The 26,480-nt window shown below is 37.0% G+C and carries 18 protein-coding genes; 10 read left to right on the top strand and 8 right to left on the bottom strand.

Annotation, left to right across the window (positions count from 1 at the left end):
* Window positions 1-378 precede the first annotated feature (378 nt).
* The 3 genes from MKX97_RS15500 to MKX97_RS15490 form a co-directional block, all read right to left on the bottom strand.
* The gene (locus MKX97_RS15500; protein WP_342536424.1) at window positions 379-1,476 is read right to left on the bottom strand and encodes a Ger(x)C family spore germination protein; all 1,098 of its coding nucleotides are present in this window, start codon (window positions 1,474-1,476) and stop codon (window positions 379-381) included.
* Window positions 1,451-2,494, bottom strand: a complete 1,044-nt coding sequence (locus tag MKX97_RS15495) for a GerAB/ArcD/ProY family transporter (RefSeq protein WP_342537523.1) — start codon at window positions 2,492-2,494, stop codon at window positions 1,451-1,453. Before MKX97_RS15495 ends, MKX97_RS15500 begins: the two co-directional genes overlap by 26 nt.
* Window positions 2,495-2,597: 103 nt before the next feature.
* On the bottom strand, window positions 2,598-4,073 hold the full coding sequence (locus MKX97_RS15490; RefSeq protein ID WP_342536423.1) for a spore germination protein: 1,476 nt from the start codon (window positions 4,071-4,073) through the stop codon (window positions 2,598-2,600).
* A gap of 154 nt (window positions 4,074-4,227) precedes the next feature.
* On the opposite strand from MKX97_RS15490, the gene MKX97_RS15485 reads away from it, so the two are divergent.
* The 4 genes from MKX97_RS15485 (at window position 4,228) to MKX97_RS15470 (ending at window position 8,199) form a co-directional block, all read left to right on the top strand.
* Window positions 4,228-4,440, top strand: coding sequence for a hypothetical protein (locus MKX97_RS15485; RefSeq protein WP_342536422.1), 213 nt, complete (start codon window positions 4,228-4,230; stop codon window positions 4,438-4,440).
* 746 nt (window positions 4,441-5,186) lie between these two features.
* Window positions 5,187-6,755 (top strand): Vga family ABC-F type ribosomal protection protein, encoded by a 1,569-nt coding sequence (locus MKX97_RS15480; RefSeq protein ID WP_342536421.1) that lies wholly within the window; start codon window positions 5,187-5,189, stop codon window positions 6,753-6,755.
* Between the two features lie 241 nt (window positions 6,756-6,996).
* Window positions 6,997-7,464, top strand: coding sequence for a DUF523 domain-containing protein (locus MKX97_RS15475; protein ID WP_342536418.1), 468 nt, complete (start codon window positions 6,997-6,999; stop codon window positions 7,462-7,464).
* Between the two features lie 120 nt (window positions 7,465-7,584).
* Window positions 7,585-8,199: a Type 1 glutamine amidotransferase-like domain-containing protein gene (locus tag MKX97_RS15470; RefSeq protein WP_342537522.1), complete on the top strand. Its 615-nt coding sequence runs from the start codon at window positions 7,585-7,587 to the stop codon at window positions 8,197-8,199.
* A 167-nt stretch (window positions 8,200-8,366) separates the two neighbouring features.
* On the opposite strand, the gene MKX97_RS15465 is transcribed toward MKX97_RS15470, so the two are convergent.
* On the bottom strand, window positions 8,367-8,945 hold the full coding sequence (locus tag MKX97_RS15465) for a CGNR zinc finger domain-containing protein (protein ID WP_342536417.1): 579 nt from the start codon (window positions 8,943-8,945) through the stop codon (window positions 8,367-8,369).
* Window positions 8,946-9,067: 122 nt separating this feature from the next.
* Here MKX97_RS15465 and MKX97_RS15460 point away from each other — a divergent pair, with 122 nt between their 5' ends.
* Window positions 9,068-10,297, top strand: coding sequence for an MFS transporter (locus MKX97_RS15460; protein ID WP_342536416.1), 1,230 nt, complete (start codon window positions 9,068-9,070; stop codon window positions 10,295-10,297).
* A gap of 1,172 nt (window positions 10,298-11,469) precedes the next feature.
* On the opposite strand, the gene MKX97_RS15455 is transcribed toward MKX97_RS15460, so the two are convergent.
* Window positions 11,470-12,741 carry a replication-relaxation family protein gene (locus MKX97_RS15455; protein ID WP_342536415.1) on the bottom strand — a complete coding sequence of 424 codons (1,272 nt, stop codon included), beginning with the start codon at window positions 12,739-12,741 and terminating at the stop codon, window positions 11,470-11,472.
* Window positions 12,742-13,419: 678 nt separating this feature from the next.
* On the opposite strand from MKX97_RS15455, the gene MKX97_RS15450 reads away from it, so the two are divergent.
* Window positions 13,420-14,670 carry a hypothetical protein gene (locus tag MKX97_RS15450; RefSeq protein WP_342536414.1) on the top strand — a complete coding sequence of 417 codons (1,251 nt, stop codon included), beginning with the start codon at window positions 13,420-13,422 and terminating at the stop codon, window positions 14,668-14,670.
* Between the two features lie 460 nt (window positions 14,671-15,130).
* On the opposite strand, the gene MKX97_RS15445 is transcribed toward MKX97_RS15450, so the two are convergent.
* On the bottom strand, window positions 15,131-15,367 hold the full coding sequence (locus MKX97_RS15445; RefSeq protein WP_342537520.1) for a tyrosine-type recombinase/integrase: 237 nt from the start codon (window positions 15,365-15,367) through the stop codon (window positions 15,131-15,133).
* Between the two features lie 732 nt (window positions 15,368-16,099).
* Here MKX97_RS15445 and MKX97_RS15440 point away from each other — a divergent pair.
* The 4 genes from MKX97_RS15440 (at window position 16,100) to MKX97_RS15425 (ending at window position 22,620) form a co-directional block, all read left to right on the top strand.
* Window positions 16,100-17,536, top strand: coding sequence for a PLP-dependent aminotransferase family protein (locus tag MKX97_RS15440; RefSeq protein ID WP_342536413.1), 1,437 nt, complete (start codon window positions 16,100-16,102; stop codon window positions 17,534-17,536).
* Between the two features lie 1,086 nt (window positions 17,537-18,622).
* Window positions 18,623-20,017, top strand: coding sequence for a PLP-dependent aminotransferase family protein (locus MKX97_RS15435; RefSeq protein ID WP_342536411.1), 1,395 nt, complete (start codon window positions 18,623-18,625; stop codon window positions 20,015-20,017).
* Between the two features lie 101 nt (window positions 20,018-20,118).
* Window positions 20,119-21,453: an MFS transporter gene (locus tag MKX97_RS15430; protein ID WP_342536409.1), complete on the top strand. Its 1,335-nt coding sequence runs from the start codon at window positions 20,119-20,121 to the stop codon at window positions 21,451-21,453.
* A 69-nt stretch (window positions 21,454-21,522) separates the two neighbouring features.
* The gene (locus MKX97_RS15425; RefSeq protein ID WP_340760602.1) at window positions 21,523-22,620 is read left to right on the top strand and encodes an FAD-dependent oxidoreductase; all 1,098 of its coding nucleotides are present in this window, start codon (window positions 21,523-21,525) and stop codon (window positions 22,618-22,620) included.
* 351 nt (window positions 22,621-22,971) lie between these two features.
* Here MKX97_RS15425 and MKX97_RS15420 read toward each other — a convergent pair whose 3' ends face one another.
* Window positions 22,972-24,669 (bottom strand): hypothetical protein, encoded by a 1,698-nt coding sequence (locus tag MKX97_RS15420; RefSeq protein WP_342536408.1) that lies wholly within the window; start codon window positions 24,667-24,669, stop codon window positions 22,972-22,974.
* A 904-nt stretch (window positions 24,670-25,573) separates the two neighbouring features.
* The gene (locus tag MKX97_RS15415; protein WP_342536407.1) at window positions 25,574-26,305 is read right to left on the bottom strand and encodes an SH3 domain-containing protein; all 732 of its coding nucleotides are present in this window, start codon (window positions 26,303-26,305) and stop codon (window positions 25,574-25,576) included.
* Window positions 26,306-26,480 lie beyond the last annotated feature (175 nt).

Here is a 26,480-nt window from a genome sequence, read left to right as displayed (position 1 = left end):
TCTTTTCCTAGATTAGATGTTGTTCATCTTTCCTACCGCGCTTCGCTTGCTCTCCTGTAGAGGATTAATCAGAGTTTCACTCTGATCATCCTCTACAGGACAACTAGCAGCTATGATGTATACATAGGTATTTGACGTGACTTATTTGATCGTCATTTCTTTCAACTCTGCCGAATTTAAAATACGTGCAGTAAAAGAGAATCTTATAGTTGAAGGTCCTTCTCAAATCTTTACCGAAAATGATTTTTCATTTATAGTATTTTCTATTGGGTTTTACGGTGGGATTTAAATCGCTTTTTTTATTCTCTAATAAGCAATCTGTAGTTTTTTAAAAAGACTTTACCATACACGTGAGTGCGTTTTTTGCTATTAATGTAATTAACTTTTTGCGTTTGAATCCGTCAAAGGCTTAATATTAATCTGATAATCAATCTTAATGTCCATCTTCTCGAAAAGTTCAATCCATTTTTTTTCATCCATTGGTTTTGAGAATGGTTTTAATGTATGAATGCCTAGCTGTAATGGATCTACATTCAATTCTTGCATCTTTTTTACTAGTTCTTGTGTTTGTTTTTCAAAATAGGATTGGATATCTTTTTTCAAATCTTCTAAATTCTTTGGGTCAAATAATCGCTTTTCTCCCCGGTATTCTTCAATTCTTGAGTCTATCCTCACTGTATAGGTCATTGTAGACAAGCTTTTATTGATATCCACTTTCGTTTTAGACCTAACATGACCTAGAACAACTTTTAATTCTGGGATCGGTAAAACTGCTAAGTAGTGATTGTTGTGTAACAGCTGGAAGATACGATCATCGAAAGTTGTTATTATTTCAACTAATTTATCATTTTGAAACAGGGCTGTACCTTCATAGCTGATAGCGTCATTTTCTATTTTGAATACAGGTAAGAAAGGATCTGAATAAGGAGTATATAACAATTTTTTAAATTCATATAGATTAACGACACTAAATTCCCCCTGATTTTCTTCCTCATAGTGCTTCAGCATTCGGTAAAAAGAGTAATCAAGATTGTCTTGTTCGTCCAATTGATTTTCCAAATATTCCTCAAAATTTCCTTTTACGATAACTAAATAGATTCTCAAAGAAATATCCGGATCAGTCAATAACACATTAATAATGGACATAATCCCCTCGTTTCTTGCGAGGTCTTCATTAATTATCAGCATTCGCATTTGCCCAGTTTTTGTTTCCTGGTAGAAGTTTATATTAAAATTCCTTAATCCCTCCTTTATTAAGCTTACTTCTTCCGTCATTACACTCTTTTTTTCTTTGCTTAGCGAAGGCAAAATCGTACTGATTTTTATTTTACCTTCATCCCCTTTACTAAGTGATAAAAATGTGACTGGACTAAGCTCTTCAATAATATTATTTTCAGTAAAAGGGGCACATCCAGTTAACCATAATGCCATAAATATGATTGACAATTTTTTATCCATCTTCTTTCGTAGTCTCATGTTTATTAACCCCCTTTATCTTCATCATTACGATAATAGTAATTGGAACCACTAAGTAACTTAAGCTTCCTGCTAAAATTTGAAGATTAAGTAAAATGACCTGCTTTTCATCTGACTTCCAAATCCATTCATTCACAAGAATCATTCCAGTTAAAATAATGAATACACTGAATAAAAAGCCTACTCGACTGGATGGTCTCTCCATTTTTCCATTAGCTATTTTAGATGCTCCATAAAACAACAGTAGAAAAATTGAAACCGCAAAGACGATGTTAAATAATTCCAAAGAAAGCATGACCATATCAATACGTTCAATTACTGGATTTTGAAAATAACGGGTCATAGTGACAATTGGAAATTGACTTTTGCTTAAATAATTGGAACCGAAATAGAATAAGGACGCCGTATATAAGAATACATACTCTATAACGGTTAGAGCATTGCCATAAGACAAATAGCGAAATGTCTTATTATTTGTTTTAAACCACGGTCCCAAAAATACCAGAAATTCAGGCCCTGAAAATGAAGATAAAATTAAAAATATTCCTTTCCAGGAATCCCCACTTAATTCCATTGGAATAATCGGATACAAATCACTGAGTTGAGCTATTGGAGGAAAGAAGAAAAAAGCAAAGAATAAGATCATCCAAAATGTAAACAAAAATGAAATCACGACAAAACGTATAGTTTTTTCAACGCCCTTCCATGCTACATACAAACAAGACAACAGAATAAAAAAGATAAGCCAATTTGAATCTGTAGCTGGAAATATAAATATTTGCACCATTTCCGAGAATCCTAACATAATCACGAAAATTTTAAGTAGGATAAAGAACAACCCGATGAATGAGAGGAGACGTACAAGTTTTCTTCCGAATAATCGGACAAATCCGTTGTATCCTTCGCTAGAAATCCGGGTTGAAAACCATTTGGATAAAAGAAGGATGTTTAGTTGAGACAATATGCCGACCGCTATAATCACCCAAATCATATATGGATGGATCAAAAACCTTGGCATAATCAAAAAAAAGTAAAGCATTTGGAAGCGATTTACCATCAACATGACATAGAACCCATTATAGGTTTCATTCTTATTAAATAATTGAAGGGCTTCCATCAGTTCATCTCCTAGTTTGATATCTCTTCATCTTCAGCGGTTTAAGATGTTCTGGACGCTCCTTCATTTTGGTTAAAGGCCCTCGAATGAATAGGTCAAGCCAATCTTTTCCGTAGAAAGGGGCAACAGGGGATAAATATGGCTGCTTGAGTGAAGACAAGCCATTAAGGTGGGCTAAAACGATAATCATTGCCAGAACAATCCCTAATATCCCAAGAAACGAAGAAAATACAAGAAGAATGAATTGAATCAATGAATTCGCCTTTGTCACAAGGTAATTAGGAAAAAGAAAGGATCCGATAGTTGAAATCCCTACCATGACAATTAACACCTGACTTGCCATACCAGCCTCAACTGCAGCTTGACCAATTACGATGCCCCCAATAACCCCAAGCGTTTGACCAGTCTTTGTTGGCATCCTTAAACTTGCTTCTTTTATAATTTCAATAAAAATCAACATGATAAATGCTTCCCAAAAAGGAGTGAACGGAAGCTTGCTCCTTGACTCCACCAAGACGAAAAGTGTTTGCAAAGGAATCATTTGATAGTGATGAGTTGTTAATGCCACGTAGAATGGGATCAATGTGATAGACAGAATAAAACTTACATATCGGATGATGCGCAAAAAACTGGCAACTACCCATCGATTAATATAATCCTCTGGTGATTGGAACAAATGAAAAATAGTAATTGGGGCAACGAGAGCAAAAGGTGTATTGTCTACCAGAATCGTAATTTTTCCTAATCCCAGAGAATTAGCAACATCATCAGGTCGGTCAGTTTGCTGAAACTGAGGAAAAATACTGTTTTTATGTTCCTCCATGAATGCCGCTACTTGAGAAGAATCAACGAAGAGATCATAATTAATTTCCGAGATCTTTTTTTTGGCGGTTGAAACAAATTCTGGATTGGTCAGCCCTTCTATGTACAATAAGACAACATTTGTCTCACCTAAAGAACCAACGGTGAACTTCTCTGTTTTCAGATCAGGTGTTGGAAGTCGTCTACGAATGAGCGTAATATTTTGTTCTAGCTGTTCACTAAAGCTGTCTTTTGCTCCTAAAAGGATGGTTTCAGTATCGGATGGTTCAATTGCACGTCCAAGTGGATTTTCTAAAGGGATAGCGAACCAAAGGTTTGACGAAGAGTCAAATAACAAAACAGATCCTTTAAACAGCTGCTTTTTTGCCTCATTAAAAGTGGAAATGGAGTTTATTGTTGAGTGAACATTGCATTCCTGAATGGATTGTTTGGAACAGTTAGATAAAGGTTTTAGAATGCTTTCATTTAATCTTTCTTGGTCAATCAGAGTTCTTACGTAGATAAGATCAACATTTTGATTTTCAGAAATGTTGATTTCCACAAATTCCGCATCATCCATTTGAACGAGGGCTTTTTTTAGAGTCTCTATTGATATTTCTGATTCTGCGTTTGATTGAGAAACAGGCTTATTTTCATCTGATTGTTTTTTCCAAAACATGTACATTCCTCACTTCTAAATGTTAAAAAGCATTTTTGGAAGAACGGTAAAATTCGATATTAATTCCATTGTTGGCTTTTTAAGTTTAAAATATACGAAACTAAATTAATAAGATGCAGAGGCACACCCTTACCTTCTTAACAGGAGGGATTATATGTTAAAAAGGATATTGATTATTAATGGAATACTTATAGTGGGAATAGCATCATTTAGCCTGTTAAATAAGCATTCAGAAGTTGATACTCCCGTTGCGAATAAGGATGAACCAGAACCGTTATCTACTAAAGAACGAGAATTACAATTTTCTACATTGATTACGGTAACTGAAAAAATTATGAGAAATATAGGAATTTGGAATTTACAGTAATTTCGAACTTGGAGATAGAATTGAAGGTAAAAGTTAAAGAGAATAAAGAATATTTTAATTCAGTAAAAAAGGATATTGAGTCCATTGCGAAAAAATGTAATTAAATCCGTTGTCGACATAGATATAAACATGTATTCGGAAATATAATACTGAGTATCAAAAACCCATTATCATTCAAACTTCAATAAAAGGTTCAGATAAAGATGCACATAGTTAGCAATGGAAATTGAAGAGACAGTGAATGAAATCCTACATTCTAAGGAACTAAATTCTGTATCTAATATTGACTCTTATGAAATTAAAGTATTAAAAGCCAAAGGAAATTAGTAAATTAGTCAATATATTGGCACCCTTGTTCAACTAACGTGCGCGATTCTTGAAGAAGAATTTGTCTCCTTTTCAGTAACGAGCCGATTTGAAAAGTTGGTTCTATTGGCATAACCATTGACAATTATGACTATATAATTGTAATATTGAAGTAATTTATTAAAAGGAAGGGTGACCCAACTACATGAATTACTAATCCTATTTACGAAAACAAACAATTGAGGCCAATTTAGCAGAATATATCTGCTTTATTTTTGTAGCCTTTTATTGTCTATTTTCAGAATAGGATTGGAGTTCTATAGTTGGACCTAAAAGGAAGGTTTCTTTTGGTGTACACCTATATGATTTATGCCTCCTATTCTGAGTGAAGATAGGGGGTATTTTTGTATCCCCTAAATTTAGATAAAGGGGATGTTTATATGTTATTACTAGAAGCAAACCATATAAAACACTACGTACAGGATCGTTTACTATTAAATATAAATGACTTAAGTATTCATCAAAATGATCGAATTGGTTTGGTAGGTCCAAATGGAAGCGGAAAAACAACATTATTAAATATTATATCAAAAAAGATAATACCTGACGAAGGAGATATTATCCTTCATACACAAAGTGAACTATTGCCTCAGTTGAAGTGTACAGATACGACAAAAAGTGGTGGTGAAGTCACCCAAGATTATATTCAACAAATATTAAATAATAATCCGGATCTTTTACTTGCAGACGAACCAACTACCAATCTTGATACAGATCACATTGAATGGGTAGAAAAAAAGTTTGAAAACTGGCAAGGTGCAATTGTAATTGTCTCGCATGACCGTATGTTTTTAGATGCTTTGTGTTCAACTATTTGGGAAATTAATGAGGGAAGCATAACAGAATATAAAGGTAACTATAGCGATTATAGTCAACAGAAGGATATTGAAAACCGTCAAGAACAATTAGCCTATGAACAGTATGAGAAAGAAAAGAAAGATCTAAAAGAAGCTATTAAGTTAAAAGAGGAAAAAGCACATCGAGCCACTAAGAAGCCTAAACATCTGAGTAGTTCTGAAGCTAGAATTAAAGGAGCAAAGCCATACTATGCGAAAAAACAAAAAAAATTACAAAAAACTGCAACAGCACTGGAAACAAGATTGAACAGTCTTAAAAAAGTTGAAAAAGTTAAAGATTCTCCATCCATTAAGATGAATTTACCGAATGAAGATATTTTTAGAAATCGTATTATCCTACGAGGAGAAGATTTAGATGGTTATATCGGGGATCGTATCCTTTGGGATAAGATGAACTTCCATATTTATGGTGGTGATAAATTAGCGGTGATTGGTCCGAATGGTAGTGGGAAAACAACGCTGGTTAAAAAGATTATCAATCAAGAAACAGGTATTACCATTTCACCCTCAGTAAAAATAGGTTACTTTAGTCAAAACTTAAATATATTGAACCCCGATAAATCTATTTTAGAAAATGTCCAAACTTCATCAAAGCAGAATGAAACACTTATTCGAACGGTGCTTGCAAGAATGCAGTTCTTCAATGAGGATGTGTATAAGCCTGTAAGTGTTTTGAGTGGGGGAGAAAGAGTTAAAGTTGCACTAACAAAATTATTTGTGAGTGATATTAATACTCTTATTTTAGATGAGCCTACGAATTTCCTTGACATGGTGGCACTTGAAGCATTAGAGAAACTATTGAAAGAGTATGAAGGTAGCGTCATCTTTGTTTCCCATGATCGTCAATTTATAAAAAGTATTGCAACACGTATTTTAGAAATCCGAGATGAGAACATATATTTATTTGAAGGAACTTATAAACAATACAAATACAGTCAATTACAAAAGGATCGAGATATAGATCAAGATGAGAATTTGCTCCTTGAAACAAAAATTTCTGAGGTGCTTAGTCGTTTAAGTATTGAACCATCGGAAACATTAGAAAAAGAGTTTCAAGAACTTATAAACGAAAAAAGGGAATTGAATAAATAGTCCGTCTATCTACTTTAAATGGGATGCACCAAACAAATACTCTTCTTAAGAGGCTGTCTAGTATACTAGTTTGATTGTTATTGGGGCTGTTCATTTTGAGGACCCAGACAGTATAAAGTGGAACATGTAGCTACCCCGACAGTTCAATAATCGGGCGCTATTCTTTAATAAATGGTGCCCAATTTACTTTTTTAATGCTGGTTAGTCGCTAATGAAAATATGCGGATTTGGGGTGATAGTAATGATATTAGTGAGTTCCTGTTTAGCCGGGTTAAAGGTAAGATATAACGGTACGCATAGTTTAGATCATAAGATTAGTAAATTAATAAAAGAGCATAAAGCAATACCCGTATGTCCAGAATTGCTTGGTGGCTTTTCAACTCCCAGAGAGCCTGCTGAAATTATAGGCGGCAATGGGGAAGATGTATTGGATGGGAAAGCTAAGGTAATTGAGAAATCAGGTAAGGACGTTACGGAACTATATATAAAAGGGGCTTATATTACTTTAGAAAGGGCTAAAGAGGTTAATGCAACAGTAGTTGTATTTAAAGAATATAGTCCATCTTGTGGAAGTTCAATGATTTACAATGGGGAATTTATAGGGGAGAAAATTGCTGGGAATGGAGTTACAAGTGCCCTATTAAAAAGAAACGGTTTACGGGTAATTTCAGAAGAACAGTTTGCCGATAGTTTCGATGGAATAATATAATTTATTTTCAATTAACCGGCGCAATAATCGCACAGCATTATGCAGGAATAGGGCCAGATTATTGCGTTAAAAGGATTTTCATAATTGCATAAAAGCGAAAAGGAAAAAAGGAGAATTAATATGCTTAAAATGTTTTTAGCATCTTCGTTTAAAGATGTCGTTGATCTTTTTAGGGAATTTGTTGATGAGGACTTAAACGGGAAAACTTTAACGTCTATTCCTACTGCGAGTATTCCGGAAGAGGTAGTTCACTATGTTCATACAGCAAAAAAAGAATTCAAAAAGCTGGGCGTGGTTCTTGAAGAACTTGATGTCGCTGCAGCATCGCCAAAAGAGATTAAAGAAAAGTTAGAACGAAATGATTTTATCTACATATCAGGAGGAAATACTTTTTTCTTGTTGCAAGAACTGAGAAGATCAGGAGCAGATAAGATAATAAAAGAACAAGTTAATTCGGGGAAATTGTATATTGGTGAATCAGCAGGAGCTATAGTAACTTCTCCTAATATAGAGTATGTAAGATTTATGGACAATAAAGAAAAAGCTACAAATTTGAAGACATTTGAAGGTTTAAACTTAGTGGAATTTTACCCAGTTCCTCACTATAGTAATGAACCATTTAAGGATTCGGCAACGGCTACAATAACTCAATATAATTCCACGTTAAACCTTTTACCCATCTCAAATACACAAGCAATTAAAGTTAAAGAGAACGATGTAGTTGTTTGTCAATAAACTCAACTAACGGGCTCTATTGCTTTATAAGTGATTGCGTTTATTAAGCAATTGAGTCATTAAGCTTTTTAAAATTGATTTTTATTAGTAATCAACATTAAACACGAGGGAGGGTGGATTATTCACTCCCTCGTGTTTTTATGTTTACGAAGATAGAACTCATTATTTTATTTAATCTTTAGTTGTTGATGACGTGTCACTTTACTTCTATTACCACATATTTTCATTGAACACCATTTGCGTCTTCCGTGTGTATCAATAAATAATAAAACGCATTCAGGATTAGCACACCTATGAATTTTGCTTAATTGGTTAGAAGATAAAATTTTTAAAGCGTCTAATGCAATTATTGAAATTAGAGCGTCGTCGGGTTCCCCTATTGGAATAGGGATTAACTGATCATTCTTCAATTGATACATAAAAGGAGCTCGTTTTATTAGTAATTCCAAATGTGTATTCCAGTCCGGAGTAAGTTCCTTTCCGTCTGCACTCTTTTCGTATCCATCGCGTAGAAATGAACGCAATTCACGTAAAAGAGGTAATGCATCATTCGCCCAAAGTTCTATATCCATATTAAACTGATCCCTAGATATATTGCCCTCCTTCTTTATGGTGTTAAACCAAGCTAGGACATGTTCTTTACTTGTTAATAAATCATGTCGGGTTCCATGACTAACAACTTCTGTGTTAACCAAATCCATTGAAGTATTGCCTGATAGGAGTGGGAAAATTATTTCAGTCGCCATGTAAATCACCTTGAGTTTCATTTTAACCTATCATAACACACTTGACAGGTTAATTTGAAGAGTGTACATTATTAACCATTAGATATGAACTTTAGGGGTTAATAATAAAGGAGGCATATTTTATGAGGAAAAAGTTTTTAGGTCCCAAAGTAATTATGGTAACGTTTTTAACGTTGATGGGTGCGTTTGGATTGAACTTAACAGCAGGACAATTTTTTGCTCCACTAAATGATACGTTCGGATGGGATTTAACAATCCTAAGCTTGGCAGTATCATTGAATATGATTACTTGGGGAGTTTTTCAGCCAGTTATGGGGAAATTAATTGATCAGTTTGGTCCTAAGTATATTATTTCCAGTAGTGCTGCTTTAATGGGGATTGCATTTATTCTTTCAGCTACTATAACGGAGTTATGGCAATTCTTTCTTTACTATGGCGTGCTCACTGCTATTGGTTTTGCTGGCTGTGGTTCCATGGCGAACTCTGTACTTGTATCGAGATGGTATGTGAAGAAAAGGGCTAAAATGCTTTCGAGAAGTTCCATGGGAATGAACATCGGTCAACTTATATTACTTCCGTTAACTGGTTTTTTAATTGCGAGCTCCAGTTTTCGAATTGCATTTGTGGTTCTAGGATTAATCATGCTTTTAATAGTGGTTCCTTTTATTTTAATTGTAGTAAAAGATAATCCTGTAGATGTTGGTCAAATGCCTGATGCTGACACTGTTTCTTCATTTTCAATAGTAAAAAGTGTTTCACTATCCGAGGCACTAAAAAATCGGGAGTTTTGGATTGCCACGCTAGGATTTGCTACATGTGGTTTTACCTTATACTTAGTAGCCATGCATCTTCCCAATTTTGCGGTTGATTTAGGAGGGGGGAAATCCCTTGGTGGTCAACTTTTAGGTATTGCAGCCTTGGCTAGTGCGTGTGCGATGTGGATTACTGGACAATTAACACATGCAATTGGGAAAAAGAACTTGCTTATTATTCTATATATTATTAGGTTGCTCGCTTTTATATGGATTGCTGTATCACCAGGAGTTTGGCAATTGTACTTATTTGCAGTAGTGTATGGTATTTCTTCGATGCCAATCATTCCACTTGTAACGGGAATCATTGGTGATAAATTCGGCAAAAATGCAATGGGAAGTATTCTAGGGTTTAGTTGGTTTATCCATCAAGTGTTTGCAGCGTTGGGTGTATTTCTTGGTGGCTATCTTCGACAACTGACAGGTGATTATTCAATCGCTTTTTGGTTAGGAGCAGGTTTACTAATGGTAGGTGTAATACTTACAACATTAATTAAAGAGCAGCCTGTAACTGTTAATAGTGGAGTGGTGGTGCAATAAGCATGATATAGGGTTTTTCTTGCGGCAATCTTTTATTTGGAATAATAACTTAGCGATTTCTCTAACAGAGCACATTATGCATCGCTTTATTTTAGTATATCGTGAGTACTTTCCTTAGTACTTGGATGCTATAATGTTTGGTACTGGAATCGGTGACGATTTTTGAATAAAAATTATTTGCAGACAATAAGTTGATTGGAGTGCAAAACGGTGACTGTGGGATGATCACTGCACGCCCTCCTGAACGCGTCAGTTCGGAACGTTGGGTATTTTTCACTCGGATGCGATTGTAGAATGAGCGAAATGAAATTCCATATTATAAAATAAAGTAATTGAAAAAACGCACAGACGTAATAATCTGTACGTTTTTTCTTGCTTTTTCTATTGTTAACTCATGTACCTCATGTATAAAAAATGCGTTAAATCGGTTGTTATTTGACTTATTATTGTCGTTTTTCTCCCCATCAACCGAACCCGTTAATAAAAAAATCAGATGGCTTACTTTATTTTATATATATAATTGTGTTTGAATTCATTACTTTCTAAGAACTAATTATAATTAAAAATAAACCGCCTTTGAGCCTCTAAGCAAAAAGCGGTTTACTCTGCCGTAGCTGATCGCCTTTGAATCGATCTATAAATACAATATCAAACTAAATCACACTTGTCTATTTGATTGAATAGAGGGTAATACAGGTGAAACTTTTAATCATTGTTAATTATGCAAAAAGCAAAAAAGCAAAAAGCTGAAAGGGCATGATAGACATATATAATTGGTGACTTTTTAGCCTGCCTATTAACGCCTTGCAAGATGACCGAGAATGATTCCTGAAAATCACTTTAGGATCTATATCTTGAATCGAAATGAGGGGATATTCTCGGGGTGTTTGGCGAAAAAGATGATGACCGTAAAAAAGCAGGCCACTCGGGATTTATCAATGTGTCACTTGTGTAGAAATGTCGGTTACTAAGTAATCATTAGAGTAACTAGCATTTCCATAAGAGTTACTGATAAGTGGGGGGGGTACAAATAATTTGGTTTGCTAATAGAGTCGGTTTTTGTGGTAAGTAGCAGAAGAGATTGTTGAGTTGCTGTGATGAAAAGATTTAATTTTATTTGTAAAAGCTGTCCTGAAAGTGATTTTAACTTTTAGGACAGCCCTAATAGGTATTTAATAGTTAACTGGCATATTGAGCACTGGGTTAAAGCTATGAAAATTGAGATTCCTTGACAACAAGGACAATAAATCTTCGAACTGCGGATTTATTTTATAATTAATAAATGAATCCATGATAACCGGTTTGTATTGTGCATAGAAAATCACATTCAAATGATCAACGTATTTTAAATTATCCCGATTCGGCAAGGGGCTTTTCGTTTTATACGTTGGTAACTGATTTTTTTGAAATTGGATGTATTTTATATAAATAGCACTCTCGAATTCATGTGCTACTTCACAAAACAATAATCTGTATTTAGAATGTGAAATAGGAACGCAAGCTATTAGAGCATCATTAAACGACTGCGGAGAAAGCATATAAGCTTCTTGATTATCTGGAAGGTAATCGCCTAAAAGCTTTTCAATTTGGGTCTTATATGAAGTACGTTGTTGTTCAAAATGAAGAGTGTCTGATACCTGGTCCATAGTAGTCAGAATCAGATTTACTTTATTACTATATGCAAACAAGACTTTAAAAAAAGCAGACAAAATATTATGCCAGCGTCTCCGGATACCTTGATCTCTTCTACGTGATTCTACAACAAATAGGATACCTGCCAATTGATCCTTGCTCGAATCGTTAGCATGACTATCTAAGTAATTTTTATAAGTACGGAACTTTTGTAAAAGTTGCTCATGTGATTCTGTTGCGCGGTCGATTTCTACTGTGAAAAGCTCACCATTTATCAAAATTTCAGCATCAGGTCGATATTGTTGTTCACCTTTTTCAGTCTTATATTTTCTTGCTGCATATAGATTGTGACGATGAGGAAGCACTTCCCACAGCTCATCACTAGAGGCATGAAGTTCAATAAAAAAATCAATTAGCATTAAATGATGAGCCGTCTGTTTTAAAGGAGGCAAATATAGTTCGTATGATAAATCTGCCACATCGTACACTCCATAATCTGGTGGCATCCAACCTGTAGCTTTTTGCCCTTGATGTACATTTAGTAAATCTTTTGTGAAATCATATCCCGATGGAGTTAAATAATATAGCGATCCTTTAGAAACGCTTTGTTGTAAACGCATAGATTTAACTAACCCCTGTTTTTTTAGTTTAGCCAGATCATTATAAATAGATTTTTCCTGTGATAGACTAATTTGGTGTGTTTTATAAAAAATATCAGCTAACTGCCGTGCGGTCATACCACGATACGATAATAAAAGTGTTAATAGTCGTTCTGTTTTTGGACTGAGTGAATAGCCAAATGCATATGCCATGAAAAAGTACCCCCTATGATTTGAAATAAAATAAAAATTAAAACAAAAAAGAGCTTGGCGAAAGTACGCTAAGCTCATAACTCTGAATTACACTATTCATTTGGACACACTTATAGTGGGATGATCTTTATACTCCAACAAGAGTCCTGCAAAGCAGATTAATTGGTTAGGACACTCACAAAATGTGTTTGATCAAAAATACTCTTTGATTTCTATTATACCAGAAGATACTAGTTACTTAAAGCTGAAAAAGGATCTAAAATTTAACAGAAGGACATTCAGTCTATTTCAATAAGGTTTTGTTTCTTTAATTGTTCGTTATTAATACAATACAAGATATATTCTTTATGTTGTTCTTTGAAACAGTCCAAAATATCCTTTTTGAAATTTTCTTCAATGCAACTATTAGAGATAATTTTTAAACTTTTTCATAACTTATTTGGAGTAATCGTTTAAAGTTAAATTCAACAGTACTAGATTGCGTTTTGTTGAATGGTATATAGTTTTATTTAATTAATTTGCTCGACATCAGTGCTGTTGCACATCCGTTTAACTACGCCTGCTACTTTACAATATTCTATTTCACTTGCTATAACAAGGATGATAACCAGTATTTGACAAAGTTATCCATTTAGATGAAGGTAAGTTAATTACAAATTTTTTCTGGAGGATAAAGGAATGAACTTAAATAGGATGAAAATTAATTGCACAAGTCTAAGTGATCAATTGAAACATTTAACAGAAGAGGAACTCAGAAAAATGTTGCTGGACTATTATATCAATAATTTAGATGAAGAAAGCATAAAAGAAGAATTCAAAATTACATCGTTTAGTAAATTATCAGAAGTTCTTCCAAAGGTATCTTTTAATCAATGTTCCATTTGTAATAAAAAAAAATGGATGATCATGCCTGAAAGAGATAAATACGGAGAGAATTTCTACGGTTTGATTGTTACGAATATAATATGTGAACACTGCTTGCATAATGAGGATTATTTAAACTGTAAATGTGAAAATGTTATGTGTTTAGATCGGCGAGAAACTGAAAAAGAGAAGAAGCGTTTACACCAAGAGACAATAAAAAAAGAAGAAGAAAAGGAGTTAATTGAAAAAATACGTCGCAATCAAGAGAGAAAAGAGAAAAAAGAAAGATTGGTTGTTGAACACAGATCTTTAGCAAATAAAATAGAAGAAAAAAAGTTGGATCTGAAGCAGAAATTGTTCTTAGGTTTAATAGTGAAGGTGTGCTATATAGAAGGAACGCGAGAACTAAATTTCAGCTATATAAAACAACGGCCTGCCCCATCCGATATGCTATTTTGGTCTATTGTCAACTATTTAATAGTTGAAAGATTAATCTTGCCAAGTTCGAGTGTTCCTATTGAAAATTTTACTATTATAGAAGGAGATAAAGTTGAATATGATATAACGACGATGAAGTATAAAATAAATATTAATCCATATGATGAAAATTACTATTACTTTATTCAGAGGCTCATTTATCCGAAAGCGGAAGAATTCTTGGAAGATAAAAAATTCTGTCACATGATATGGAAGAACGTGGCGATTGATGAGGTTACGTCTTTATTATATCGTCGCTTAAAAGAAGCTGGCATTAGCTATGAACCAAAGGAAAAGTTTTACCGTGTATTCGACCACTTATTAGATTACTTTTCAATAAGGCAAATTTATAATTTTATATTTAAAGTAACCGCTCGTATAGATAAAAGAAATAAAGATGCATTTAATTTAAGTGAAAAGATTATTTGTGATATCGAAAAGATGGGAGAAAAAGCAATAATAGATAATTGGAGAGTTAAGCCATATATTGTTTCAGAGACAGAATCAGTTTTAACTAGAATGGTATTTAATAATGTTCTTGGAATTGGTGAGTTAGCTTATGAAGTTATTCCCACACCCTATTTATAAATTGTTGAATCACTAAAATGGAATGGCGTTATTTAGACAGTTGGTGTTAAATTAGTATTAAACTACATTGTAGGTTTTAGAACAAATATAAACTGATATATCTAAAGTTTGAAGGGGGCATAATTTAGCCATTCGTGATGAGTAGTAAGGCAGTTTACATGTGTAGTTGCCTTGACAGATTAAAGCTCATAGTCTTTATACTATAGAAACTGTATGATTCAAAATAAATAAGTAGTTTTAGTAGAACTTTTTCTCGATTGTTGGGCAACAATCCGGCAACAATGTTTTGCTATCCGGTTATGAAGTGTGCAATAAAACTCACCAAAATTCTTTTAGGTACGCACTTTTGAAGTTCTGTGAAGATGCTTAATGGTGGCAATTGAATGGGCGGCATGATGTAAGTGAAACAAGCCCTTGATATGACAAGGGTTAGAGCACTGACCATCAAACCGTGGTCATTTTATTGGTCATAATCGCCGATAAAATCACTCCAAATATAGAGGTCTCTCATTAATTCACTGATTTTTTGAGAGGCCTCTTTTTCTAATCCTCTTGTTAGATGTCCGTAAATTTCGTCCGTCGTCGCTACTGAAGAATGTCCGAGCCTATGGGAGATAACTTTCATATTAACACTTGCTTCAATTAACAACGAAGCGTGTATATGCCGGGATGAGTGTGATGTGCTTACATAAGTCAGATATTTTTGCTAGCAGGCGCTGTAGACGGTTGGAAAATTGCTTAATTGTACACGAATAGCCTTCCGGACAAGTGAAAATCAAACCCTGATTTTTGTATAAGTGTTTATTTATCTTGATAAATTCATTTTTCTAGTAACATTTCCAAGTATCTGTCACTGTCTTGTGACAAGCCGTCTGCACTAGTATCATTGTAGTAGGACTACATATTTAGGAAAGTAGACTTTATGCAAAGAGGAGGGCAGATGTATGAACTTTAAGATGGTTAATAACAAGGGAGATAATACGCTGCTGAATCTCTTGAAAACAGAGATTGAGTCTAAATTAAAAGTAGCGTCAGCAGCTGCGTACTTAAGCCTCTACGTCTAAAAACAATTGGTTTCGGTAAATGAATTGCGCTTTCCGATAAGCCAACAGTCGCCAATATTTAAAAGGACAATGCCGCTTGTAATTAAAATTAACCTGGCGATTCTTTTCTTATGTAATTTTTCTTTATAGATAATTGAGTCTATACTTGGTATCGATCGCTTAAATTTTGAGCGCGAATAGCTGTAAAAGTAAAATGATAGAATTGAAACAAAAAATGACTTTGTTAACATAATGGCCGAAGACATCTTTAACACTTCTATAGGGATACTGATGTCAGGAGATGAGATAATAACATTTAATATTTCACTACGGGCATAATACGAAATTTGTTATATTGAAAAACTACAAATAAAGGGTGAAGTTTAATGCGATTTATGCTAGACCGTTCAATAAAAAAGCCAATGTACAGGCAACTTGCAGAACAAATAGAGAATGGGATTATATCGGGAGATTTATCTCAGGACCAGCCATTGCCATCTGAACGTGAGTTGGCAAAAAAGTTACAGATAAATCGGAGTACAGTGGTGACTGCTTATGATGAGTTAGAGGCGATTGGATTAATTGTCAGAAAAAAAGGAAGCGGCACTTATATAAATACGGATATATGGGGACTGACTCATAAAAGAGTCCCCAATTGGGGTAGATATGTAGAGGATGGCTCATTTCATCCGAATCTTCCGTTGGTGCAGAAACTTCGTAATGAAACTGAGCAAGCAGGAATGATTAACCTATCAAGCGGGGAACTTGCAGCAGATTTACTACCTAACGCCCAATTCGCTAGGATTCTTAAAGATCATGCGTTTGATGAGCATTTAGGTTACGATCATCCTTTAGGCGATGCGGGATTACGGGAGACAATTTGTAAACATGTAAAAACCTATAAAAATATGGATGTTGAGCCAAACTCCATACTGATTACGTCCGGTGCACAGCAAGCAATACATCTAATCGTTCAATGCCTGTTAAAACCAGGTGATACAGTAGCTATTGAAGATCCATCCTACGCATACTCTTTACCGATCTTTCAATCGTTTGGTATTAGAACGCTATTACTCCCAGTTGATCAATATGGCGTAAATCCTGATGATATTGTAGCTTTACAAAGAAAACATCGAATTCGTATGCTCTTTTTAAATCCTGATTATCAAAATCCTACTGGTATAAAAATGTCTCTGGAACGTCGAAAGAGAATATTGGAATTATCATCAAAGTACGGTATTCCCATAATAGAGGATGATCCCTATAATTTGACGTCATTCGACGGACGCATTGGACCTACGTTAAAGTCAATGGACGGTAATGAAAATGTTGTATACATTAGTTCCTTATCAAAAATTGTCGCATCAGGATTACGCATTGGTTGGATTATTGGACCAGAAAAAGTGATTCAGCGTTTATCAGATGGCAAACAGCAAATTGATTTTGGTCATAGTGTTTTTCCTCAATGGATAGCGAATCAATTTTTAGATTCCCCTCAATTTGACAAACATATTTCAAATTTAAGGATTCAACTGAGGGAGCGTAGGAATGCGTTAATTTCAGCGTTGGACAGTTTAACTGAAAATGAGGTTACATATTTAGTGCCACAAGGCGGAATTCATTTATGGTGTAAAATAAATCACGAAATTGATGGATATAAGTTACTTGAAGAATCTATGAAAAAAGGCGTTTCATTTGTACCTGGAAGAATAATGGGTTCAACAAATGGATACGTTCGATTTACTTATGGAAAAGGTAACGGAGCCTCAATACAAGAAGGCGTTTCAAGGTTTGTCCACGCGCTGAGAAGTTACGGAGTATAATGGTATTTTATTCTCGGGTGGTGTTTGAAAAAAGTTTAAATTTTAAAGACTCCCAATGATTTTTCGGTGACCTCATTTATTTCCTAGAATTGTGTCATTGTTGTATTATTACGTCAACAACATAATTTAGCGGACGATTGTGAATAATCCACCCCTCGGTCAAAGAGTCTACAGGAAGAATCTAAAGAATGTATCATTGAAATACGAACTTTATCAGTGGACTTAGACGGTTCCTGAGACTCGAAAAAAAACATGTACTTTTTCACTGGTCCCGAACCGTCCTCCGTTGTTAATAAAATATAAATATAGCTATAAGAGTCAATATAACAATAAATGGGATTGATAAAACATAAACCCACAGCAAACTGGAAAAACTTTTTTCACTATTGTAATTTTCATTCCTAGAATTAGCAACAGATATGGTCAAGATTACTCCGATAGCTAAAATAATGACCACGAAAATCATTGATACAATAAGGGCTAACTTCATGCCTTCCTCCTTTTTAGAAATAAATTTCCTCGTTCTATATGTTATAATTCTATAATATAAAGCATTTTTGAGGACCATCCACTTAGGGGTTATTTAAGCCAACCACTTTTTATGTAGCGAGTATCTTGTCGTCGAGTGCAAGTCACTCACACAACTAAGAATGTAAAGAGATTAAATAATCATTTATGACACAGAAAATAATCTGTGTAATTTTTTTATTCTCCAAATCCTTTTAAAAAATTTAATTAATTTAATAAATGAATGACAAAAAGTATTAGACCTAAGACTACTACTGCTTTTATCAGCCTATATATTAGTTTCTTCAAAAGACTTATAAATGGTTAAGGTCTTTAGTGGCTACTTATGGGAGGCATGATGTAATTCTCCTCATCGGTTGTAATAAAGTGAACAAAACCCCTTCCAAGTCTGATTACAGATTCGGAAGGGGTTTTTCCGTTTTACTGCTATCTTTCATATCTTAGACAATTGATTATGTTGATAAAACAACACCTTTTGCTTACAGACAGGTTAATGCGATAATGAATCCAAGGAGTACCAGTAAGTATCACAGTATCGCAGAAAAGGGTGAAGAAAAAATGCCTTCTAATTCATTTAAAGACTATCCGATGAGCTGGAAGCCTTCTATAGATAAAACGAAAAAGCCGATGTATCAAGTCCTTGCGGATCAGCTGAAACAGGATATAGTAAATGAAGTTTTATTGCCTGGTACAAAACTTCCTCCGCAGCGGGAATTGGCGGATTATTTGGAGGTGAATTTGAGTACGATTTCAAAGGCGTTTAAGGTATGCGTGCTCAATGGGTTGATAAGTGCCTCTGTTGGAAGTGGTACCTATGTATCGTACGATGCCTTGTCGAATGCGTATTTACTGGAAGACTCGAAGCCGGAGCATTTGATTGAGATGGGAGCAACTTTGCCGGATCAAGCGTCTTTTGAGCCCCTGTTGCATCAACTGAAAAACATGCTGCAAGAAACAGAGTATGAAAAATGGTTTGGCTATGGGCGGGCAGGGGAAAGCGTTTGGCAAAAAGACGCTGCAGTCAAGCTGATCCGAAGAGGCGGGTTTGACTCTTCGGTTGATCGCATCTTGTTTGCAACGGGCGGCCAAAACGCGATTGCTGCCACATTGGCGAGCCTTTGTAAACCTGGGGATCGCATTGGTGTCGATCGACATACATATCCGGGCTTAAAAACGGTGGCGGCAATGTTGCGCGTGCAGTTGGTTCCGATCAGGCCAGGAGAAAACGGAGAAATGAGTCCAAGTGCTTTGGAAGAGGCTTGTAAAAATGATAATATTAGCGGCATCTACTTGATTCCTGATTATCATAATCCAACAACTATACGCTTGTCTGTTGAGAATCGAAAAGCGATTGCAGAAATCGCCCGAACGTATAATCAGTTCATCATTGAAGATGCAACCTATCATCTCCACAACGAGAAGCCGTTCCCAGCGATCGCATCCTTTGCGCCGGAACAGGTCATCCATATTGCGAGTTTATCAAAATCAATCGCGCCCGGACTGCGACTTGCCTATATCGCGGTGCCGAAGCGATTCAAGGAGCGCCTCGCAAGAGCTTTGTATAATTTAAATATATCGGTGTCTCCGTTATTGGCGGAGCTGAGTGCCCGCTTGATCGTTTCCAATCAATTCGAAGCGTTGATCGAGGGGCATCGTGAGCAAGCCATTCGGAGAAATCAAGTCGTCGATCGATATCTGGCGGATTTTACATGTCTCGGTGATGAGACAGGAATCTTTCGTTGGTTGTTAATACCGGGCGTGATGAAAGGGACTGAATTTGAATCGTTGGCTGCCCGGCACGGAGTACAAGTGTATGCGGCAGAACGTTTTGTCGTTGGTAACAGTTGCCCGGGGCGGGCGGTAAGGATTGCTGTATGTGCACCTGAAACCGTCGAGAAACTAGAACAAGGATTAACAATAATAAAGCGTTTGCTTTATGAAATTTCATTATAAATTGTTCGCCATACAATTAAAGCATTGTATGGCTTTTTTTCTCGTGTTACGATAGTTGAAATCTATAAAAGAATGAAACTTTCAGAAAGGTGTGCTAGCGTATGATGCGTAATCGCATGAAAAAGAGGGATGCCCAATCAGCTTTGATACAGAGCTATATCGGTTCCTCGGAAAAACAACAGCAATTATATAAAAAAACATTAATCGTTGTGATCCTCTCCCAAATATTTGGAGGAGCAGGGCTTGCAGCGGGAATTACGGTAGGGGCACTTCTTGCCCAAGACATGCTGGGTACGGATAGTGTTACGGGAATACCAACAGCATTATTTACATTGGGGTCAGCAGGGGCTGCACTATTCGTGGGGCGTCTTTCCCAGCGATACGGGCGTCGTTTCGGACTTGCCTCAGGATTTTTGGCTGGCGGTCTCGGTGCGATTGGAGTAGTTTTTGCAGCACTGACAAATAACATTTTCCTTCTATTTGGTTCATTGCTAATCTACGGTGCCGGATCGGCAACCAACTTGCAAGCACGCTACGCAGGAGCTGACTTGGCGGGCTCGAGGCAAAGGGCACAGGCTGTCAGTATGGCCATGGTTTCCACCACGTTCGGTGCTGTCGCCGGTCCCAACTTGGTAGGAGTTATGGGCGATTTTGCTACGTCCATTGGAATTCCTGCTCTAGCAGGGCCGTTTCTATTAGCTGCCTCTGCCTACATACTTGCCGGTTTGGTACTCTTGATTTTACTTCGTCCAGATCCTTTGATTGTCGCCAAAGCGATTGCCACTGCACAAAAAACAGACAGTAAGTTACAAGTGGCGGGAAATTCTGATACGTTCTTACTGAATAAACGGGGCGTTTTTGCGGGAGCCGCAGTGATGGTGTTCACTCAATTTGTGATGACGGCCATTATGACGATGACCCCCATCCATATGGGACACTATGGTCATACTTTACAAGCAGTGGGGCTTGTCATTGGATTTCATATAGGGGCCATGTTTTTACCTTCATTAGTGACGGGCTATCTTGTCGATAAAATCGGACGTGCTGTAATGGCAATTGCTTCTGCAGTCACACTGCTTGTATCTGGCATTGTAGCTGCTTTGGGATCAGCTGATTCAATGGTTGCACTTGTGACAGCACTTGTATTGCTGGGGCTTGGTTGGAATTTCGGGTTGATTAGCGGAACAGCGATTCTTGTAGACGCAACATCGACATCTACTCGGGCGAAAACGCAGGGCTCCGTTGATGTGGGAATTGCGTTGTCTGGAGCGATAGGAGGAGGATTATCCGGTCTTGTTGTAGCGCATTTCAGCTATGGAATCCTATCAATTGCCTGTGGGATATTCTCCTTACTGTTAATTCCAATTATTATTTGGGCCCGAATCGGCAAACATAAGGAACCGAGTCAAATCCAAGTGACTGAAAACTCAATTTAATATTAGGGTCCTAAAACAGTTGAAAGATTGGCGCGTGCATAAAATTTATGATTGGAAAGAGGAAGATATATGAAAAACCCGATAGTCATTATTGGAGCCGGATTGAGTGGTCTAAGGGCTGCATCCCTTCTGGCTAGACAAGGTGTCAAATGTAGGCTTTTGGAAGCAAGGGATCGGATTGGTGGCAGGGTTTTAAGTGTTTCTGACACGAGTCGACCCGAATTGGGAGAATTTGATCTTGGACCAACATGGTTTTGGCCGCAGTATGAACAAACAATCGATGATCTCGTAAAAGAGTTGAATATAGCAACGTTTGAACAATATGCCGAAGGGGCTATGCTTTCAGAACAATCTCCGAACGAAACACCAAAGCGTTATATATTACCAAAAAATCCAAGCGCGAGGTCGGTCCGGTTCAAAGGAGGAGTGCAGGCCCTTGTTGATGCGATAACGGAAACCATCCCTTCAGATGTCATCGAGCTGGGTACGAGAGTTACATCAATCAGACAAGAGAAAAACGGTGATGTCAGGGTTGAAGCTGCCCTACCGGATGAAACGATAATAACAATTTCTGCCCGTGCTGTAATTTTGGCGTTGCCGCCCCGGATAATCGGGCATCACATTAAATTTACTCCTGCCCTTCCTTCCGATCTAACAACTAACCTGGTGAACAAACCTACTTGGATGGCTGGCCATGCCAAGGTGGTCGCGATTTATGAACGTCCTTTTTGGAGGGATTCTGGTCTGTCAGGATTCGTATCGAGCCGGGTCGGCCCCTTGCAAGAGATCCACGATGCTTCCCCTGAAACGGGGTCCGGTGCATTGTTTGGCTTCCTAGGCATTCCAGTGGAGGTTCGCCAACAACTCGGCAAGGAAAAAATTCGTGAATTGGCGATTGACCAATTGGTAAGACTTTTTGGGTCGGAGGCACAGAATGTAAGTGCCTTCCTTTCTAAGGACTGGTCCGAAGACTCCGAAACGGCTGTTGAGGAAGACTGGATCCCACTTCGGGAATTTCCGCATTACGGTCAACCGCCAGAGGCAGGAGCTTGGGGTAAAAGCATTGTTTTTGCCGGGACAGAGACAGATCCACGGTTCGGTGGGCACTTGGAAGGTGCACTTCTTACAGCTGAGAAGGCTGTTTTTAAGATTGTGAATGCAGAGTAAGGAGGAAGCTTGGAAGCGGAGTGCAACCTAGACGTTTCGAAAGCTCTATTGTCGAAAGAGAACAGTGTTAAATTAACTGTCTTAAAAGAGCACGGCAGTTTAGGAACAAAGGGTTTCGCCAGGCGTCGATGTGAACAAAGTGTACGACCATTCAGATATATTTATTTGAAAACAAGGTATGGATACTGTTATTTCAATAAAGCACATAGAGCCCTTGAAAACTCCTACTAGAGTTCTCAAGGGCTCAATCGATTATTAATTTGATTAACCGTAAAACATACGGTTTAAGCAGAGAGTAATATTACTGTCTGTTAAGTAGTTTACATATTCAATTGTATAAGAAGATTTAATTTATTTTTTTAATAAGCTAAATAGGGAGTTGTACGATATAACGACTTGTTGGTAATAGCCGACCAACTTGTCCCAAACTGTTGATTGTCTATCATCTTCAACAGATTCTTCCTCTTCATCAGCTGGTTGTTCAGTGGCCTCTTCGTCATTGGCAGGTACTTCAACAGCATCTTCTTCGTCAGCTGGTTGTTCAGTGGCCTCTTCGTCATTGGCAGGTACTTCAACAGCATCTTCTTCATCAGCTGGTTGTTCAGTAGCCTCTTCGTCATTGGCAGGTACTTCAACAGCATCTTCTTCGTCAGCTGGTTGTTCAGTAGCCTCTTCGTCATTGGCAGGTACTTCAACAGCATCTTCTTCATCAGCTGGTTGTTCAGTAGCCTCTTCGCCATCAGCAGGTACTTCAACTTCGTCTTTTTCATCAGCTGGTTGTTCCGAAGTATCGTCGGCATTGCCAGGTTCCTGCAAATCATTATCTTCATCTTCTGGTAAGATCATTTCAAGTTGATCTTGGATTAGGAAATCATAATACTCGATTAAACTTACATAGTTTTGTATGACAGACCTATATTCATTTACTAGCTCATCTGTTATAATAGTGCTATCGGTAGATTGGTCAGTTGTCGTAATATCTTCATTGATATTATCGTCAGCTGGCCTTTCTGTTTTATTAGTTTCATTTGCTGCCTCATCTTCACTAGCAGGCTCATCAGCAGGTTCTTCTTCAATCTCATTTTCGTCAGCTGTCTCATCATCAATGATAGGTGTATCCGTTGCATCGTCTTCCTCAACCGGCACATCTGTTGCCTCATCTTCGATTACTGGTAGATCCGTTGTTTCATCCTCATCAACCGGTGCATCTGTTGCATCGTCTTCCTCAACCGGCACATCTGTTACTTCATCTTCGATTACTGGTAGATCCGTTGTTTCATCCTCATCAACCGGTGTATCCGTTGCATCATCTTCCTCAACCGGCACATCCGTTACTTCATCTTCGATTACTGGTAGATCCGTTGTTTCATCCTCATCAACCGGTGCATCCGTTGCATCATCTTCCTCAACCGGCACATCCGTTACTTCATTTTCGATTACTGGTAGATCCGTTGTTTCATCCTCATCAACCGGTGCATCCGTTGCATCGTCATCCTCAACCGGCACATCCGTTACTTCATTTTCAATTACTGGTAGATCCGTTGTTTCATCCTCATCAACCGGTGCATCCGTTGCATCGTCATCCTCAACCGGCACATCTGTTGCCTCATCTTCGATTACTGGTAGATCCGTTGTTTCATCCTCATCAACCGGTGCATCTGTTGCATCGTCATCCTCAACCGGCACCTCTGTTGCTTCATCATCAATTACTGGTAGATCCGTTGTATCTTCTTCCTCAACCGTTACATCCGTTGCTTCATCTTCATCTGTAAAATCATCCGAATCATCTTCATTTTGTGCTTTTTCCTGCAAATTTTTATTTGCAATTGTACGCATTAATGATCCTTTTTCAGGTGAGCCCGGAGTGCTAGTTGCAAAAGATGAAACTTCTGCACCGTGATTTTTAAATTCTTTTTCCTCGCCTTCTTCAGCTGCAAAAGCTGATCCGCCTGCACCGAAGATAGCAGCTGTTAACATAGAGGTTGACATCACGAATGGCAAGATTTTCTTGTTCGTGCTTTTCTCTTTTTGTGTAGTTTCTTTAACCAAAGTTCATCAAACACCTTTCTGTTTTAAGTTTTTTTGAAGCTCAATTATTAAACTTGTTCTTTTAAATTGCTATGTACAATCTACCTCCTTTTAATCAAGAGCTTAAAATTAGGGCTAGTTTTTTAAAATGTCCATTTTGAATATGAAGCTTTCAATTGGATAATTTAGCAGTGCCCTATCTGCTTACAAACTACAATAACAAAAGAAAACTACGGCCGCGTAACAATCAAATGACAAGTTTCTATGGAAATATTAACCTTTGTCATAATTAAAGAAATACTCCATCAGACCTGTCCAATACTTGACGATAGACCAAAAAGAGGTCTAACCTAATAGATTCCCTTCATATATTCCATCTTATTCCTTTTGCGAAAAACATCGGTAATGTGCTCTGGAACATGTTCGGATTACTTTATTGACACGTTCCCTCAATGGTTCGAACGGTCTAATGTTATTCAATTCAAATATTACGCTTTCAAAATTTTTGTAAAGATTATGCTCTGGAGAAGAGGGTAAAATTAATAATTGTGCTTAAAAGTGCTCATAAGAATCCCTTACAAGTTATTGAATAAATACTAAGTCAGCATAGAAAAAATGTAAGTGTGTTTAAGTGGAAGGGGCAATTTGTGTGGGAATGAGTATCTGGTCATCTTAATTGAGTGGGCAAGAATCGTAGATGGGTTAGCCACCTCAAGCCTCCTGTAATCACGACTGTTTTGTCCATGAATTGTTTGTAGTATGTATTGCACGCGTAGACAACATCGGGCTGAAAGTTACCATCGAAAAGAATGGCAACAACTGTCGCTGTCAAATGTCAATCACGTTATAAAATATACTGATCAATGGTTAGGAGTATCACCAGAAAAACGCCGCCCCAGGAGAGCACGGCGCCGCGATAGATGTACTATTTTTCCTGCTTTACAGATGCCAGTTCTATAGTAATTTTTCCATTTCCATCTGTACTTTTAATAACTCCGTTCCCTTTTGCAAGATATACTCTGGAGCCATCTGGGAAGCGGAGAATAACGACATTCCTGAAAGAGCCTGCTTTCACTGTGATGGTTTTCGTTGTACTCTCTACTAAAACCTTCTCCTCAGCCATAAAGGACTGATTTTTTGTGTATGCTCCTTGTTTCAACGGATAGGAAACATTCAGAAAGATAAAATCCGAACTCGATACCCCCATGAGAAGCCTTTCATTGTCCTCAATGTATGTTAAGTTTGACAAATAAGGGTAAACGGAACTGTTCTTATTATATAAATAAGTGTACTCCTCTTCTTTTTTCGCAAAGAACGTCTCTTTCTGATCGTCGAGGAAAGAAGGCGCATACGTGAGAATCAGACCATCTGCAGGCGTCAAGTTGCCGGTAACAGTTGTTGGGACAGCTTTCTGCTCTTTTTTGGATAAAGCCGAAGTATAAACATACCCTTTATTCTTACCGGTCTGAACCAATGACCATCCATTTGAAGAAGACAAGACAGTCACCTTGGAATGATTTTTAATAGTCCCCAGCTTATCGGCATGTTGATTCGGTTTCGTACGCAGGAAAATGTCATTCTTCGCATATACATACATTTCTGTTGTTGCTGCGGCTGTTTGTGTTGGAAGGAAAAAAGAAAGACCGAGTACCAACAACAGTATTGCTAAGCCTATTTTTCTTATTTGAATCACTCCTTGGAATTAGTTACTCATATACGAAACTATGGAAGGTACGCATTAAGTAGAACTTAAAGGCACCTTATCACAAAATATCCTCACAGAAATCTTCATATACTGGCATGCTCAGCCCTTAGACTGATGTTAAGTTCAT

Origin of the sequence: Sporosarcina sp. FSL K6-3508 (genome assembly GCF_038615825.1) — a bacterium.
Classification (GTDB): domain Bacteria; phylum Bacillota; class Bacilli; order Bacillales_A; family Planococcaceae; genus Sporosarcina; species Sporosarcina newyorkensis.
The sequence above is the reverse complement of the archived record's forward strand: the minus strand, read 5'-3'. Positions and strand labels throughout refer to the sequence as shown.